Genomic DNA, 17,180 nt, shown 5'->3' with positions numbered 1-17,180 from the left:
GGCGGGCTCGTCCGGCCGTCGGGGCCGCCGCGGGCCGTCCGGCTGGCGAGCCGGGCGGCCTGGCGGCGCGACGCGTTACTTCCACTGGTACAGCATGCCGGCGCCGATCACCTTCTGACCGCCGCTGAAACCGCCGTTGATCGACGCCTTCAGGTTTTCCGTGATGCGGGCCTGCATGTTGACCGCCATTGCCTTCTGGCCGAGGAAGGTCGACGTACCCACGCCCATCCCGAAGTTGGCGTCGCGATCGAGCTGCGGGATCGACGCCATCGCGCCGACGGCCGCGATACCCTGCTTCGCCATCTGGTCGGTCTGCTGCAGTTGCGAACCCAGCGAGTTGATCTGCGCCTGCTGGCCCGACAGTGCCGTCGACAGCGTCGTCTGCACCTGCGTCAGCTGGTTCACGTTCACCGCGTCGGTGCCTTGCGTACCCGGCGCGACGTTCGTGATCTGGCGCTGCTGCGTGTCGTTGCCGACCGACACCACGTTCGAGCGGCCGCCGTCGTTGGAGCCTGCGCCGATCGCCACCGAGTTCGAACCCGTGGTGACGGTTGGGACGTCGGTGCCCTTGCCGTTCATGTCGGCCGCGATGCCGTTGTTGTTGGCGGCGCGCGTCGTGTTGTTGTTGATCGTCGTCGACAGCGAGTTCAACGTGTTGTTGATGTTGTTCACGCCGGTCGACAGCGAGGCCACGTTGCTGTTCGTCGTGCTCAGGCCGGTGGACAGCGAGCCGATGCCGGTCGACGTCGACGTCGACAGCGAGTTGACGTTGCTGTTCGTCGTGCTCAGGCCCGTCGACAGCGAGTTGATCGCGGTCGAGGTCGACGTGGACAGCGACGACACCGAGCTGTTCGTGCTGCTCAGGCCGGTGGACAGCGAGTTGATGCCCGTCGACAGCGACGCGACGTTCGACGCGGTGGACGTCGACAGCGTGTTGATCGCATTGTTCGTCGCGTTGAGCTGGCTGCCGTTGATCGCGTCCGTGCTGCTGGCCGAGATCCGGCCTGCGGCGACGTTCGTGATCTGGCGTTCCTGGCCCGGTGCGCCGACGCTCACCACGCCGACCGGCGAGCCGCCTGCGAAGGGGTACGTGACGCCGCCGATCGTGGCGCTCGACGTCGGGTTCGCGGCACTCGTGACCGAGTTCGCGCCGAGTGCGATCGAGTTGGCGACGTTGGCCTGCGCGTTCGTGCCGAAGGCGAGTGCGTCGGCAGCGGTTGCCTGCGCTGCCGATCCGTACGCTTGCGCGCCGGTGGCGCTTGCCGTGGCCTGGTTGCCGAGCGCGATCGTGTTGTCCGCGGTGGCCTGGTTCGAGCTGCCGAGTGCAAGTGCGCTCGCGCCGTTGGCAGTGTTCGCGTTGCCGAGCGCCACTGCGCCGTTGCCGGTCGCCGTGTCGTTCGCGCCCATCGCCACCGCGCCGGTACCCGTTGCGATGCTCGGGTCGCCGATTGCGACCGCGCCGTCGCCGGTTGCCGTGTTGCCGGAGCCGATCGACACGGCCTTGCCGCCCGTTGCCGATGCGCTCTGGCCGATGGCGACCGCGCCTGCCGACTGCGCGTTCGAACCGTCGCCGACCGCGACGCTGCTGGCGCCTGCCGCGCTGGCGTTCACGCCGGCTGCCAGGGCGTTGGTGCCCGTTGCACCCGTGTTGTCGTAGTTGGCTTGCTGCACGCCGTTGTCGTTGACGCTGTAGTAGTGCGTCTTCGCGGCGTTGATCGCGGTCGAGGTCGAGGTCGACAGCGACGTCACCGAACTATTCGTCGAGCTGAGGCCCGTGGACAGCGAACCGATCGAGCTGTTAGCCGACGAGAGGCCGGTCGAGGTGGAAGTCGACAGCGACGTCACCGAACTATCCGTCGAGCTGAGGCCGGTGGACAGCGAACCGATCGAGCTGTTGGCCGACGAGAGGCCGCTCGAGGTCGAGGTCGACAGCGACGTCACTGAACTATCCGTCGAGCTGAGGCCCGTGGACAGCGAACCGATCGAGCTGTTGGCCGACGAGAGACCGGTCGAGGTCGAGGTCGACAGCGACGTCACCGAGCTATCCGTCGAGCTGAGGCCCGTGGACAGCGAACCGATGGAGCTGTTTGCCGACGACAGACCGGTCGACGTGGAAGTCGACAGCGAAGTGATCGAGCTGTTTGCGGAAGACAGGCCCGTCGAGGTCGAAGTCGAGAGCGACGTGATCGAGCTGTTGGCCGACGAGAGGCCCGTCGAGGTCGAAGTCGACAGCGAAGTGATCGAGCTGTTTGCCGAAGACAGGCCCGTCGAGGTCGAAGTCGAGAGCGACGTGATCGAGCTGTTGGCCGACGAGAGGCCCGTCGAGGTCGAAGTCGACAGCGACGTGATCGAACTGTTGGCCGACGAGAGACCCGTCGAGGTCGAAGTCGACAGCGAGCTGATCGAGCTGTTCGCCGACGACAGGCCGGTCGAGGTCGAAGTCGACAGCGACGTGATCGAGCTGTTCGCCGACGAGAGGCCGGTCGACGTCGACGTGGACAGCGACGTGATCGAGCTGTTCGCCGAGGACAGGCCGGTCGACGTCGACGTGGACAGCGACGTGATCGAGCTGTTTGCCGACGAGAGGCCCGTCGAGGTCGAAGTCGACAACGACGTGATCGAACTGTTGGCCGACGAGAGACCCGTCGAGGTCGAAGTCGACAGCGAGGTGATCGAGCTGTTGGCCGACGAGAGGCCCGTCGAGGTCGAAGTCGACAGCGACGTGATCGAGCTGTTGGCCGACGAGAGGCCCGTCGAGGTCGAGGTCGACAGCGAATCGATCGAGCTGTTAGCGGTGGACAGACCGGTCGAGGTCGAGGTGGACAACGACGTGATCGAGCTGTTCGCCGAGGACAGACCCGTCGACGTCGAAGTCGAGAGCGACGTGATCGAGCTGTCAGCCGAGGACAGGCCGGTCGAGGTCGAAGTCGACAGCGAGGTGATCGAGCTGTTAGCCGAGGAGAGGCCGGTCGAAGTCGAAGTCGACAGCGAGGTGATCGAGCTGTCAGCCGACGACAGACCCGTCGAGGTCGATGTGGACAGCGAGGTGATCGAGCTGTTGGCCGACGAGAGACCCGTCGAAGTCGAGGTCGACAACGACGAGATCGAGCTATCAGCCGACGACAGACCCGTCGACGTCGAAGTCGACAGCGAAGTGATCGAGCTGTTAGCCGACGACAGGCCCGTCGACGTCGAAGTCGACAGCGACGAAATGGCGCTGGTCGCGGTACCAACCTGTTGGGCGACCGAATACAGCTGGCTGCCGTTGACCGCGTCGGTACTGGTCGACGTCACCTGGCCGGCGGCGACGTTGGTGACCTGTCGTTCCTTGCCGGCGCTGCCGACGCTAACGGTACCGTCCGGCGAGGCACCCGCAAATCCGCCAAACGTGACGCCGCCGACGGTCGCGCTGCTCGTGCCAACGGCCGGGCCGGTCTGCGAATTGGCGCCGAGCGCCACGGAATTGTTGGTGCCGGCGACTGCCCCGGTGCCGATGGCAACGGCGTCGGCACCGGTCGCGGTGCTGTCGGCGCCGGTCGAGTTCGCGTGGAAGTACTTGATGCCCTGGCTGTTGATGTTGTTGATCGCCGCGCCGACGCTGTTGGCGGTCGACGTCGTGCCGTTCGCGTTGTAGGTCGTGTATGCCGGCGCGGAGACCGTCCCGGTCGTCGGGTCGTACGTGGAACCGCCGCCGAGCGCCGATGCCGTGCTGGTGCCAAGGTTGTCCGTCTTGACCGTGACCGTGCTCAAGCCAGTGGACAGCGAACCGATCGAGCTCGTGGCCGTCGACAGACCCGTCGAGGTCGACGTGGACAGCGACGAGATCGAGCTGTTAGCCGACGACAGGCCGGTCGACGTGGAAGTCGACAACGACGTGACCGAGCTGTTTGCCGAGCTGATACCGGTGGACAACGAGTTGATGCCGGTCGAGGTCGACGTGGACAACGACGTGATCGAGCTATTTGCCGAGGACAGACCCGTCGACGTCGAAGTCGACAGCGAGGTGACCAAGCTATTGGCCGAGCTGATACCGGTGGACAGCGAGTTGATGCCGGTCGAGGTCGACGTGGACAGCGACGAGATCGAGCTGTTGGCCGACGACAGGCCGGTCGACGTCGAAGTCGACAACGACGTGATCGAGCTGTTTGCCGAGCTGATACCGGTGGACAGCGAGTTGATACCGGTCGAAGTCGAAGTGGACAGCGACGTGATCGAGCTGTTAGCCGACGACAGACCCGTCGACGTGGAAGTCGACAGCGAGGTGACCGAGCTGTTGGCCGACGACAGGCCGGTCGACGTGGAGGTCGACAGCGAGGTGACCGAGCTGTTTGCCGAGCTGATGCCGGTGGACAACGAGTTGATGCCGGTCGAGGTCGACGTGGACAGCGACGTGATCGAGCTATTGGCCGACGACAGGCCAGTCGAGGTCGAGGTCGACAGCGAGGTGATCGAGCTGTTCGCCGAGGACAGACCGGTCGACGTGGAGGTCGACAACGAATCGATCGAGCTGGTGGCCGACGAGAGGCCCGTCGACGTCGACGTGGACAGCGACGCAATCGAACTCGTTGCACTCGACAGCCCGGTCGACGTCGACGTCGACAAACGATTGACTGCGGTGTTAGTTGCGAACAATTGTGAACCGTTGACCGCGTCCGTACTTGTTGCCGAAACCCGGCCGGCCGCCACATTCGTTACTTGACGCTCCGCGCCCGGCGCTCCGACGCTCACCACGCTCGAGGGCAACGTCCCCGCATAACTGTATGCCACTCCGCCGATCACCCCCGCCGCAGTGGGATTCGACACTGCCGAAACCGAACCGGAACCCAGAGCCACGTCGCCTGCATCGTTCGCCACCGCACTCGGACCGATTGCGACCGAATCGGTGCCCAGCGCCTGGCTGTCAGGTGCTGTCGAGGTCGTGTGGAAATACTTGATGCCCTGGCTGTTGATGCTGTCAATCGCTGCGCCAACGTTGTTGACCGTGCTCGTTGTGCCGTTTGCGTTGTATGTCGTGTAGGACGGCGCCGAAATCGTACCGGTTGACGGGTTGTATGCCGCACCGCCCCCCAATGCTGTCGCCGTGCTTGTTCCAAGGTTGTTGGTCGTGGTCGACAGCGACACGATGCTGGTCGACGTGGCAGTAGACAGCGATGTCACCGCACTGTTCGTTGTCGACAGACCAGTCGACAACGACCCGACACCGCTCAGCGCCGTGCTGATCCCTGTCGACGTCGATGTCGACAGCGAGGCGATCGAGCTGTTAGCCGACGAAATGCCGGTGGAGGCCGACGTCGACAGCGACGTAACGGAACTGTTGGTCGCAGACAGACCGGTCGACAGTGAACCGACACCGCTCAGCGCCGTGCTGATGCCCGTCGACGTCGACGTCGACGTCGACAAGCTCTCAATGCTCGATGTCGTCGTACTGGCAACCGCGTAGAGCTGACTGCCGTTGATCGCGTCCGTGCTGGTCGCGCTCACCAAACCCGCGGCAACGTTCTGAATGCGCCGCTCCGACCCTGGAGCACCAACGCTGACCACTCCAGCAGCCGAACTTGCACCGGCATAAGTGCCGAAAGTCTGACTTCCGACCGTCGTGCTGCTGACGGTACCCGTACCGCCCGTTACAGTATTCGCCGCACCGGTCGTTATCGCATTCTGACCCAGTGCGACTGAACCCGTCACAGTCGCTTGAGCCCCGGTACCAACTGCAATGCTTGATACGGCCGACGCTGTGGCCGCTCCAACTCCGCCATTTTGATTGGTTCCGCCAATCGCAATCGAACCGGTACCAGAAGCAGTGGATCCATAGCCGAACGCGCTTGCTCCGATGCCGCTTGCCGTCGCATCCAGCCCAAGGGCCGATCCCCATTGTCCGGCCTGTGCGCTCGTCCCGAGCGCAACCGCCCCGTTTCCGGTTGCCGTCGTGAACGAACCGAAGAGAGTCACACCGAGATAGAGCGCCCCTCCTCCGTTTGCACCGCATCCCGCAACCGACGACCAGGCGCCATTCCCATTGATTGGTGCACCCCCGGCGGGGAGTGCCCGCGCACCATCAGGACTGGTAGCGGCCGGGCTGGTACACGTATCACTCCCCGTATATGTTCCGGCATAGCTAAACTGCACCACTCCAAGCAGCAGAAGGCTAGCGAGAATTCTGACAGAAGCCGAACGATTGCCCTTGCCACGCGCGGAATCGAGCTCCGATGCAGCTACCCAGGCCCCGAGGGATTCGTTCCAAACAGTACGGTATGTGCGATTCATAGCGACTCAATGATCCAAACGACGTTGGCCGAAGGGCGCGTCAATTTTCCAAGATCGCTATTGCTTTAGAACTGAGGGATTCCAGGTCACCACGGAATTTCCCACTCCATTTCTTCTATAAACAATAGCAGTCCAAACTAATATTCGTTGATTAAGATATTGTGAGAAAATTTTCTACTTCACATACTCATCAGCACTGCACCCACCTGACTCCGACATCCCGTACAAGCTGCAGATCAACATCACCTTCTGCGCCAATCACCACGACGTCCCTTGCAATGTTCGCAGCCAGTTCCACCAAACGCCGAAGTCTCCCCAACGCACGGTCATTGCGACGTGCCGCGGAGATGAATGTTGGTGCGATCTTCACGATATCGGGGTCCGGAATTTCCATGCCCGCGGCATTTCCGTAAGTCAACCCGTATTGATCAATCGCAATAAGACATCCGGCTGCCTTGAGCCTCGCAAGAAAAACCCGAGCACACCCAGCACACTCAACTTCGATTTCAGCACTCTCGGCAATCACTACCACGAGCCGCGCAGCCAAGTCAGGCGATGCAGAAAGCTGATCGAATAAATCTTCCCAGTGCAATCCAACCACGAGACTCTGACCTGTCAGATTCACACCGATACGCAGTTCCGGTGAACGTTTCAACAGGTCGAGAACGCGCCTGAGCACGTAGCGGTCCAAATGGCACATCAGCCCAACGCGGGTGGAGCTCGGCAGATAGGCGTGCGGCGGTGACATGCGGCCGCCGAGCGCACGGCACCACGGCGAACATTCGAAATACAACACGTCGCACCCGTCGTCGACCGAGTAAACAGGCGACATCACGAGCGTGCACGCATCAGTAGCGATCGCGCGCAGTACATGCCCGGCAATCGCGAAATCGGTGCGCGTCGGCGCATCAACACCCGGCCGCATGAGCCGAATGGCAACCGACGGGGCGAATCCCTGCTCACCCAATTCGCACTCAGCTCGGCGAGCCAAGTCGCGCGCTAACCCGCATCCCCTCGCCCCCCTGGTCACCAGCTCGGAATTCAGCAGATTACCGCCGCAAATCGCCTGCACCCTGCCGCATACACCGAAGAACTGCCTTGTACGCTCGGCCAGATCTACATCGACCGCATCGCCAAACATGTGCCCAAAACACCGCTCCAGCGCGGAGCTATTCGCGACTTCGACGAGCAACTTGGATTTCATCCCCAAGATCTCCATTCACGCCACTTCGCTGCGGGTGCCAGCAACCCTTGGGGGACAAAAAGGAAGGTTTGCAGCAAAGTTACAAAAAACGAAATGATCTATGTAACTCCTTGATTCGTAAGAGTGGCAAAATTGCAACCCTTATCAGACACAAACGTTCCTTTGTGTCCAGTAAACTTTCAACATCAACCGAAGATTTGACGATGGTTTGCATTATTACGGCCGTCGGCGTGTCACGACGGCGCTGATGCACTCGTCTCTTTGTCTACTGGAAGCGCCGCTTGAGAAGCAAAAAACACCGTGCAATCAAATACTAGTGAGCGTCACCGATGTCCTTCATCGCGTCGAGCCGTCGTCTGGCAATGCCGTCACCGTCGTCAGGCGTCAAGCGTCATGGCGGTGAAGTTATGTGTGTCTGTCCGCATACACCAACACATACCTGACACTTCTTGCGGAGCGCGCTCATGAAGATCGGGTACGCGCGCGTGTCTACCGACGAGCAAAGCCTAGGCCTCCAGATCGATGCCCTCACACGGGCGGGCTGCGACGTCGTTTTTTCAGACCAGGGAATTTCGGGGGGCGACTTTCACCGCCCGGGCCTCGATGCGGCCCTCGCGAGAATCGAAAAAGGAGACGCGCTTGTCGTCTGGCGTCTCGACCGGCTGGGCCGGTCGCTGAGTAAGTTGATAGATCTGGTCAATCACCTAGCTCGACGCGGCATCGACTTCACGTCGCTCACCGAATCGATTAATACGGCCTCTCCCGGCGGGCGGCTCGTCTTCCACATGATGGGTGCACTCGCCGAATTCGAGCGCAGCCTCATCAGCGAACGCACACGCGCGGGATTGGCCGCCGCGCGAGCACGGGGCAAGAAGAGAGGACGACAGCGACTAATGACGCCCGACCGATGCGCACATGCCCGCGTCCTGCTCAAAACCAGCACGATCACCGAAGTCGCCGCCCATTTCAACGTTCATCCCCGAACGGTCAAGCGCGCACTCGCTGCATCGACCGGTTGAATCCACCACGCCTCGGAGCCAACCGCATTGGCAACATCGCGGAAGGTTTCCAACGGCCGCATGCCACAGGCGACCTGATTCCTCCCGATCAACTCCACGTGAGGTGCTCTATAAGCGTCCGGTAAAGCCATCTTTAGCTATCCTGAATGGCCTGGGAATATCGTGTCCCCTTAAAAAGGTTCTTCGCAGGAAGCCGTGGAGGGTTTGAGGGCGATTGCGTAACCTGACGCCTGACTTTAGGAGGTCAGAAGGAAGAATTGCTCGATCGCACGACACTTCAAGCGCTGGGTTGCTGGTCTGGCTATCGGTTAGCAGGTCGTTGAATTACTGTCGGGCCGGACGCATTTTCCCTTTGGCCGTTCGCGGCGATCATTGGCTGTCCCGGATTGCGAACGCCAGCCTCATTCGATCCATGTCGCGAAAAGCCTGCTCACCAGACAATGCTGCCTGCGAAGGCTTCTTCGGAAGGCTGAAGACCGAAATGTTTTACCCTGGCAATTGGCGTTCGACGACCATCGCGGAATTCGTTGAGGCACTGGATGCCTATATCCGCTGGTATAACGAAAAGCGGATCAAGGGCTCCCTCGGCTATCTCAGCCCCATCGAGTACCGTGAAAGCCTTGGGTTAACAACGTAAATCAGTCCAAGAAAATGGCCGCATCCCCCGATGGCGATTTTTTCTTGCGCCGTGCGCCCACGGCGCTTCGGTGCGGTCAAAATTTCGATGCTTTCCACGTAATGACTAGGCTTACTAATAGGCGCAAGACTATCCCCTATTTTATGAGAGTCCTCGTGTCCTCAGATATGTGGGGCCGCTCCACTTTTTGTGGTGGGAGTGTATCCGTACGAACACTTCGCCCCAGAGTTTCCGACCCTTTTTGAGTTGATCCACTTTACATCCGAGAAGCATCGATACAGTCGTCCCGATCGCACAAATTCTCAGCTCCGGCACGAGATATCGACGATTTCGGTGCTCCCACATAAATTGCAATGCGGCTTAAATCTTCAACGCTAGGAACGTCGGGCGGGCCATCGATAGCGAAGACTGTTGGCCCTAGACTAGCAGGCTGTTGAAATTCGGAACGGTGTAAACGGGCGTTGCGAGCGGTGCGTTAGAGATATCGTGTTCATGACCTTGGGCAGATAAGAGCGATGCGCGGAATGGACGAGATGCAGGAACCGCTGTTCACGACGGTGAAGCTGGAAGATTTCGTGCCGGCCGATCACCCGTTGCGGCCGCTCCGGCTGCTGGTCAATCAGGCACTGAAGCGGCTCAACGGGTTGTTCGGCACGATCTACGCGGACAGCGGCCGCGCGTCGATTGCACCGGAGAAGCTGTTGCGTGCGTTGTTGCTGCAGGTGTTCTACTCGGTACGCAGCGAGCGCATGCTGATGGAGCAGATGCGCTACAACCTGCTGTTCCGCTGGTTCGTCGGCTTGGCCATCGAAGACGCCGTGTGGGACCACTCGGTGTTCTCGAAGAACCGGGATCGACTGCTGGAGCACGACGTGGTCGAAGCGTTCTTTACCGAAGTCATGAGCCTGGCCGACAAGCAAGGGCTGCTGTCCAGAGAACACTTCTCGGTCGATGGCACGCTGATCCAGGCTTGGGCCAGCCACAAGAGCTTCCGGCCCAAGGACGGTTCGGACGATCCGCCAGCCGGCGGTGGCCGCAATGTCGACACCGACTGGAAGGGCAAGCGGCGCAGCAACGACACGCATGAATCGAGCACCGATCCGGATGCGCGCCTGTTCCGCAAGGGGCGGCAAAGCGGAGCCATCCTTTGTTATCAGGGGCACATCCTGATGGAGAACCGCTCGGGCTTGGTGGTCGGCGCAGTGGTCAGCCACGCTGATGGTTTCGGCGAACGCGCGAGTGCGTTGCGCCTGCTCGATTGCGTGCCGGGTCGTCACGCCAAGACGCTCGGCGCCGACAAGGGTTACGACATGCGCGACTTTGTGCGGGATTGCCGAGCGCGCAAAGTGACGCCACACGTCGCGCGCAACGACACGCATCAAGGCGGCAGTGCGATCGACGGCCGCACCTCGCGGCACGCCGGTTATGGCATTAGCCAAGTGATTCGCAAACGCATCGAAGAGCACTTCGGCTGGGGCAAGACCGTCGGCAGGATTCGACAGACCGCGTATCGCGGCCTCAAACGGGTCGACCAGCACTTCAAGCTGACGATGCTGGCGAGCAATCTGACTCGAATGGCGCGAATGCTGACGGTGGTGCCGCCGCAAGGAGCGGTGCAATGAGCCGCCCAAGCGCGGCCGTCGTACGGCAACGCGCCGGCTGGATCGCTCGCGAACGGTCCAGCTTCGGCGATTCGTTGGCAACTCGGCAGCCAAGCGCATACGAAATCCTTTTAAACAGTGCCCCAGTCATCAAAGCGAGGCGCTTTTCAACAGCCTGCTAGTGAGGGGCGACGGACTACCGACCGGATTTTGTTTGCAACACCGGCTCTTGTCTGAACGCTCGCCGAAACAGATTCAATTGCGTCTCAAACATTCCAACACCCAACCCATCCCAACAAAATCAAATAGTTACGAACAAATCCAGATCAAATTTCGTTTCCAAACGCCCACTGCTGGCCATGCAAACCGCCGCCTCCGTCTGTCAGCAAGTTGAAGCTTCTTTACGTTACGGAATCAGTTGATAGTCGACACCGCGCTCGCGGATCGCGGGCGGTTCGCGTTCGTGATGGGGTGAATGGCCGTCGAATGACAGCCGGCGGTACGGCGGCGCAGCGGTATGACGGTACGCGTTGCCGCCACCGGCGTGATGGGAATCGCGATGTTTGGATGGCGCCGCGATTGCGACGCATCGTGCAAGACGGATCGTTCCAGCAGGCAACGAGCGTGCCGGCCACGTGCTCAGCACGCGATGCGATCGCGTGCCACGCCACTGGCGTGACACGCGTCCTCCGTTACAACGCAGCGATCCGCCGGCGGAAATGTTCGGTACCGGCGACGATCTTGTCGAGCACCGCGTCGAGCGCCCAGAAGCGTTCGCGCACGTCGTAGTCGATCGCCCGGCACTTGATCGACCCGAACGTGCCGATCCGCTGGTGATACAGCTTCGCGAGCGCCGGGTAGCCCAGCGCCTCCGAGACCGCCGAGACGACGAGGAACGTCGACAGTTCGTCGGCGAGCGCCGGATTCGACTCGCCTTGCGTGCGCAACCACCGGTAGAGATCGGGATGGAAGTTCGTGAACACGCCGTTGAAACCGGCGGAGCCGGCCTTCATCGCGTCCCACGCGATCGCGGCGTTCGCGTTCAGGATCTTCAGCGGCGATCCCTCGGCAAGCGCGACGCGCCGCTTCACCGTCGCGAGATCGCAGCTCACGTCCTTCAGCATCACGAACCGACCCGTGTCGATGCACGCGCGCAGTTCGTCATCCGACAGAAGCCGCCGGTAAGGCGCCGGACATTCGTACAGGCCGAGCGGGAGATCCGACGGCAGTCGCGCGAGCAACCGGTGCAGATGGTCGAGCAACGCGGCGCTGCCCTTGCGTTGCGGATCGAGCCGGTTGGTCACGAGCACGACGCCCTGCGCGCCCGATTCGGCCGCCGCGCACAGTTCGGCGACCTGCGCGTCGAGATCGTCGCTGATGTGGCCCGACGCGACGACCGGCACGCGCCCGGCCACGCGCTCGACCACGAAGCGCGCGAGCGCCGCGCGTTCGGCCAGGCTCAGGAACTGCATCTCGCTCGATTGCGCGACCGCGAACAACGCATCCGAGCCGTGCGCCAGATACCAGTCGATGAGCCGCTCGAGCCCGGCGTAGTCGATCGCACCGGCGTCGTCGAACGGCGTCAGCATCACCGGCACGATCCCCTCGATGGTCACGTTCGATTGCTGCGGATGTTGCATCGGTTTCTCCTTCCTTCAGTGAATGCGAATGCAGGCTGCACGATCACGCCGGCAACGGTCCGGGCGCGGCGTTCGCGGCCTGTTCGGGAATCGGCTTGCGCACGAGCAGCAGATAGGCCATCGCGCCGGCGAACGCGATCGCCGCCGCGGTGAGCAGCGCGGGCACGAACGACCACTTCTGCGCGATGATGCCGGTCAGGATCGGCGCCAGCGCACCGCCGATGAAGCCGCCGAAATTCTGGATTGCGCCGAGCGACGCGATGCGGCTCGGCGGTGCGGCCGCCGTCGCGAGCGCCCACGAGCACGCCGACGCCGCGTTCGCGAGAAAGATCACGACCGAAATGCATGCGAGCGCAACCGTATTGCTCTGCACGAGCGCGGCCGGAATCGTGAACGCGACCATTCCGAGCATCGCGGCCACCACCGCGTTGCGCCGGCTCACGACCGGCGACCGGCTGCGGCGCGTGACGAAATCCGACAGCCAGCCGGCGACGAGCGAACCGACGAACCCGCACAGGAACGGCACCGATGCGGCGAATCCGGTACGAATCAGGCTCATGTGCCGCTCCATCGTCAGGTAGCCCGGCAGCCAGGTGAGGTACACCCAGTTCAGGTACACGGAGCCGAAGAAGCCGATCAGCATCCCCCAGGTCGTGCCGTGCGAGAACAGGCTGCGCCATTCGACGAAGGTCAGTTTCGGCGCGGCGGCGACGCTTTGCGCATCGGCATCGAGATAATTGCGCTCGGCGGTAGATAGTTGCGCGCGCACCGGATCGCGATACAGCGCGAACCACACGACGGCGACGACGAGACCGAGCGCCCCGGTCACGACGAACGCCCAGCGCCAATGGAACGAGGCCACGAGAACCGACAGCAGCAGCGGCGCAAGCGCGGTACCGAGCGGCGACGCGGCATTGAAAATGCCGGTCGGCGTGCCGCGCGCCCGCAGCGGAAACCAGTTGCTCACCACGCGCGCTGCCGACGGGAATTGCGGCGCCTCGCCGATGCCGAGCACGATGCGCGCGACGATGAACCACCCGAACGTGGACACGAGGCCGCCCGACGCCTGCGCGAACGACCAGACGATCAGCCCGATGCCGAGCAGCCGGCGCGGGCCGATGCGGTCGACCAGCCCGCCGACCGGAAACTGGCACAGCGCATAGCTCCATGAGAAGGCCGACAGCAGCAGCCCCATCTGCGCGAGCGACAAGCCGAGATCGCCGCGGATCGCCGAACTTGCGACGGCCAGCGTGCCGCGATCGAGATAGTTGACGATCCCGCTCGCCATCAACAGCGCGAGCGCGATGCGTTGACCGCGCCGGATCCGGGGCGGCGCGTGCGGAACAGATGGGTTGTCGTTCATGTCGATTGTCTCCATGTCACTGATAGGGGCCGGGTTCGGCCGTTCCGTCGCATGCGGAATTCAGGTGTCCGACCGTATGACCTCGTCGCGCGTCGGGATCGACGTCTGCGCGCCGTGGCGCGTGACGCTGATCGCGGCCGCCCGCTGGCCGAAGCCGATTGCGTCGTCCATCGACGCGCCGCCGGCCCGCGCGGCTGCAAACCCGCCGACGAACGTGTCGCCGGCCGCGGTCGTATCGACGGCCGCCACCGCGATCGCACGATGATGGCCGCTGCCTGCGCTGCCGCGCCAGCAGACGCCGCGCGCGCCGAGCGTGACCAGCACGTTGCCGGCGCCCTTCGCGCACAGCGCCTCGGCGGCGCGCGCGGCCGACACGTCGTCCCCGACGGCGATGCCGGTCAGCGACTCGGCCTCGGTTTCATTGACGACGAGATAGTCGACCCGCGCCAGCAATGCATCGAAGAGCGGCTGCGCGGGCGCGGGATTGAGCAACACCGGCGTGTGGTGCGCGCTGGCGCTGGCAATCGCGCGCGCCACGGTGGCGACCGGCACTTCGAGCTGGCACACGAGCAGCGCGGCCTCGGCGATCGCGTCGCGCGCCGCGTCGATCCGGTCGGCATCGACGCACGCGTTCGCGCCCGGCACGACGACGATGCTGTTCGCACCGCCGTCGTCGACCGTGATCGTCGCGACGCCGGTCGCCGTGCCGCCGATCCGGTGCAGGTGCGTCACGTCGATGCGCTCCGCCGCCAGCGCGGCGTGCAGGCGCGCACCGAACGCGTCGTCGCCGACGCAGCCGATCATCGCGACCGACGCGCCGAGGCGCGCGGCCGCCACCGCCTGGTTCGCGCCCTTGCCGCCGTGAACGGTCTCGAACGTCGTGCCGAGCAGCGTCTCGCCCGGCACCGGCAGGCGCGGCGCGCGCGTGACGAGATCGATGTTGACGCTGCCGACGACGGCGATACGCGGTGACGGGATGCCGTTCATTGCTTGATGTAACCGCTTACATTTGAGACCGACAAAATGACTGAAAAGGCCGTCGTCTCGGAAAATTTCGCCATACGGATTGGAAAAGTGTCTGACATAATAGGGAATCAGCAGCAAGATAGCGCTTACATTCTGGCAGGCTCGATCGAGAATGCAAGCGGGCCATCATGAATCGAGGGTAAACAATGACGCCAATGACGCTTCTGACGGCACACGGCAGCGGCACGGTCGCCACGTGCGGAGGCAACCGATGAGCACGCCCCGCGCACGCCGCGGCAGCGGCCGCTCGGTGCTCGGCGACGTCGCGAAACTGGCCGGCGTGTCGACCGCGACCGTCTCGCGCGTGTACAACGATCCCGGCAAGGTGTCGGCCGACGTGCAGCAGCGCGTGCGCGACGCGGCGCTCGCGCTGAACTGGATCCCGAATGCGGCCGGCCGCGCGCTCGCGTCCACGCGCACCCACATCACGGGCGCGATCATTCCGACCCTTGACGATCAGGTGTTTGCGTCGCAGGTCGCCGGCATGCAGACGGTCATGGCCGAGCACGGCATCACGCTGTTCCTCGGCTGCTCGAACTACGACCCCGCGCAGGCGCTCGCGCAGGTGCGCGCGATGCTGTCGCGCGGCGTCGAAGCGGTGTCGCTGGTCGGCGAAGCGTATCCGCCGGAACTGTTCGAACTCCTTGCGATGCATCGCGTGCCGTACGTCGTCACGTATGCGTACCGCGACGACAGCCCGCACTGCTGCATCGGCTTCGACAACCGCGCGGCGTTCGCGCGGCTCACCACGCACCTGCTCGATCTCGGTCATCGCGATTTCGCGATCATCATGCAGCCGTCGACAGACAACGACCGCGTGCAGGCCCGACTGCGCGGCATTCACGACACGCTGGCCGCGCACGGGCTCGCGGTGCGCCCCGTGCATCAGCACGAAGGCGCGGCCACGATCGCGTTCGGGCGCGCGAGCCTGCGCGCGATCGCCAGCAGCGACGCGGCGACGCGGCCGACCGCCGTGATCTGCGGCAACGACGCGCTCGCGCTAGGCGCGCTGCTCGAAGCGCAGGCGCTCGGCATCGACGTGCCCGCGCAGTTGTCGATCACCGGGTTCGACGACATCGCGCTCGCGCGCGAGATCCAGCCGCCGCTGACGACGATGTGGGTCGACACCGACGCGATCGGGCGTCAAGCTGCGCATGCGTTGCTCGACGCGCTCGAAAACGGCGCCACGGGGTCCGGCCATGCGGTCCAGCCCGAGTTGCGCATACGGGAATCGGCGGCGCCGCCGGCGCGGACGCAGGCGCGCGCGGCGCGGAAGAACAAGACGTAGCGGGGCAGCGCCCTGTTTACTGCGTCACGTCGATCGGCAGCGTCTTGTCGAGATTGTCGTGCCACGCGTTGATCGTCTTCGGCACCGTTTTCTTCCACGCGGGCACGTTCGAGTAGTAACGCATCCGGACGTTGTTCTTCGCATCGAACACGAGCAGCCCGATCCACAGATCGGTGCCGCGGCGCATCACGATCGCCGCGTTCGTCGTCGCGATGCCGCGCACCCAGTACGACGTCACGTGTGCGTTGAGGCCATCGAGGTCCTTCTCGTCGGCGCTGAGATTGACCACGTCGACGAGCGTCTGATAGTCGGCGCCGAGCAGTTTGTGCGCGGCCGCGTTCTGCTGTGCGTCCGCGACGACCTTGAGGCTCAGCAGGTCGGCCGGCGGCTTTGACTGCGACTGCGCGGCGGTCACGTAGTTGCCTGCGTACATGACGCCCATACCTGCGTCGCAATCGACATCGGCACCCTGCTGCGTGACGCGGATGCGTCCGCCCTTCCGGTCGAAGTCAAGCCGGCATTTGTCCCGGCGATAGGTTCCGCTGTCACCGTGCAGCACGATGTTGCCGTCGAGCCCGCCATCATGGGCGCCGTTGTTGGCGCTCAGCTCGAAATGCAGGCGCGGCACCGTGCCGGTAAACGTCAGCACACCGCCGAACGATGGGTTGTCGCTGTCGAGATACCACGTCTGCTGCCAGCGATCGGCGGCCAGCGGCATGCCGTTCAGGCTCGCGAGCCGTTCGCGGTAGCGGTCGCCCAGGCACGACGCATCGCTGCCGCACTGGTCGCGTTGCTTGAGCCACTTCAATTGCGCGGCCTTCAGCGCGGCCGTATCGCCGCCCTTCGCGAGCGCCCGCTTCCACGCTGTCGACAGATCGCCGTCGAGCTTCGACAACGCAGTGTCCGCACAGATCGTTTTTTCGGTCGGCGACGCGGCCTTCGCGCAGTCGAAGCCGGCCGCATACGCGACGGGCGGCAGCCACATCAGCAGCACGGCCGCCGCGACGGATAACAGGTACGTGCTCCGCTTGCCGCTTGCGCAACGTGCAGCGTGTGCGCGCGGATTCGATCGGTTGTGAATGGTCATCGGCTTGATCGTCGCTGGGTCGCGCATCCGTAGAAGCTACGTGCACGCGAC

General features: G+C 63.6%; 9 protein-coding genes and 1 pseudogene. 4 read left to right on the top strand and 6 right to left on the bottom strand.

The genetic code is table 11. The features are described from left to right. Positions 1–75 precede the first annotated feature (75 nt). Positions 76–6,264: an ESPR-type extended signal peptide-containing protein gene (locus KR541_RS30400; RefSeq protein ID WP_216090212.1), complete on the bottom strand. Its 6,189-nt coding sequence runs from the start codon at positions 6,262–6,264 to the stop codon at positions 76–78. 190 nt (positions 6,265–6,454) lie between these two features. Then, positions 6,455–7,468 carry an EAL domain-containing protein gene (locus KR541_RS30395; protein WP_160300517.1) on the bottom strand — a complete coding sequence of 338 codons (1,014 nt, stop codon included), beginning with the start codon at positions 7,466–7,468 and terminating at the stop codon, positions 6,455–6,457. Positions 7,469–7,932: 464 nt separating this feature from the next. Here KR541_RS30395 and KR541_RS30390 point away from each other — a divergent pair, with 464 nt between their 5' ends. From KR541_RS30390 to KR541_RS30380, 3 genes and pseudogenes are all read left to right on the top strand, one after another. After that, positions 7,933–8,487 (top strand): recombinase family protein, encoded by a 555-nt coding sequence (locus KR541_RS30390; RefSeq protein ID WP_050014710.1) that lies wholly within the window; start codon positions 7,933–7,935, stop codon positions 8,485–8,487. A 373-nt stretch (positions 8,488–8,860) separates the two neighbouring features. Further along, positions 8,861–9,124, top strand: a pseudogene (locus tag KR541_RS30385) (transposase); the annotation flags it as partial. Between the two features lie 524 nt (positions 9,125–9,648). After that, on the top strand, positions 9,649–10,746 hold the full coding sequence (locus tag KR541_RS30380) for an IS5-like element ISButh6 family transposase (protein WP_080334439.1): 1,098 nt from the start codon (positions 9,649–9,651) through the stop codon (positions 10,744–10,746). Between the two features lie 671 nt (positions 10,747–11,417). On the opposite strand, the gene KR541_RS30375 is transcribed toward KR541_RS30380, so the two are convergent. Genes KR541_RS30375 through rbsK form a run of 3 tightly spaced genes read right to left on the bottom strand, consistent with a single transcriptional unit; the run spans position 11,418 to position 14,715 of the window. Then, positions 11,418–12,365: a dihydrodipicolinate synthase family protein gene (locus tag KR541_RS30375; RefSeq protein ID WP_050015574.1), complete on the bottom strand. Its 948-nt coding sequence runs from the start codon at positions 12,363–12,365 to the stop codon at positions 11,418–11,420. A 43-nt stretch (positions 12,366–12,408) separates the two neighbouring features. Then, the gene (locus KR541_RS30370) at positions 12,409–13,728 is read right to left on the bottom strand and encodes an MFS transporter (protein ID WP_050015698.1); all 1,320 of its coding nucleotides are present in this window, start codon (positions 13,726–13,728) and stop codon (positions 12,409–12,411) included. A gap of 60 nt (positions 13,729–13,788) precedes the next feature. After that, positions 13,789–14,715: a ribokinase gene (gene rbsK, locus KR541_RS30365; protein ID WP_050015576.1), complete on the bottom strand. Its 927-nt coding sequence runs from the start codon at positions 14,713–14,715 to the stop codon at positions 13,789–13,791. A 250-nt stretch (positions 14,716–14,965) separates the two neighbouring features. On the opposite strand from rbsK, the gene KR541_RS30360 reads away from it, so the two are divergent. Continuing rightward, positions 14,966–16,042, top strand: coding sequence for a LacI family DNA-binding transcriptional regulator (locus KR541_RS30360; RefSeq protein ID WP_050015578.1), 1,077 nt, complete (start codon positions 14,966–14,968; stop codon positions 16,040–16,042). A 16-nt stretch (positions 16,043–16,058) separates the two neighbouring features. On the opposite strand, the gene KR541_RS30355 is transcribed toward KR541_RS30360, so the two are convergent. After that, the gene (locus KR541_RS30355; protein WP_080334320.1) at positions 16,059–17,129 is read right to left on the bottom strand and encodes a lysozyme inhibitor LprI family protein; all 1,071 of its coding nucleotides are present in this window, start codon (positions 17,127–17,129) and stop codon (positions 16,059–16,061) included. Positions 17,130–17,180 lie beyond the last annotated feature (51 nt).

It is taken from the genome of Burkholderia sola, from assembly GCF_905400185.1.
Taxonomy (GTDB): Bacteria; Pseudomonadota; Gammaproteobacteria; order Burkholderiales; family Burkholderiaceae; genus Burkholderia; species Burkholderia sola.
This window is presented reverse-complemented; position numbering and strand designations above follow the sequence as displayed.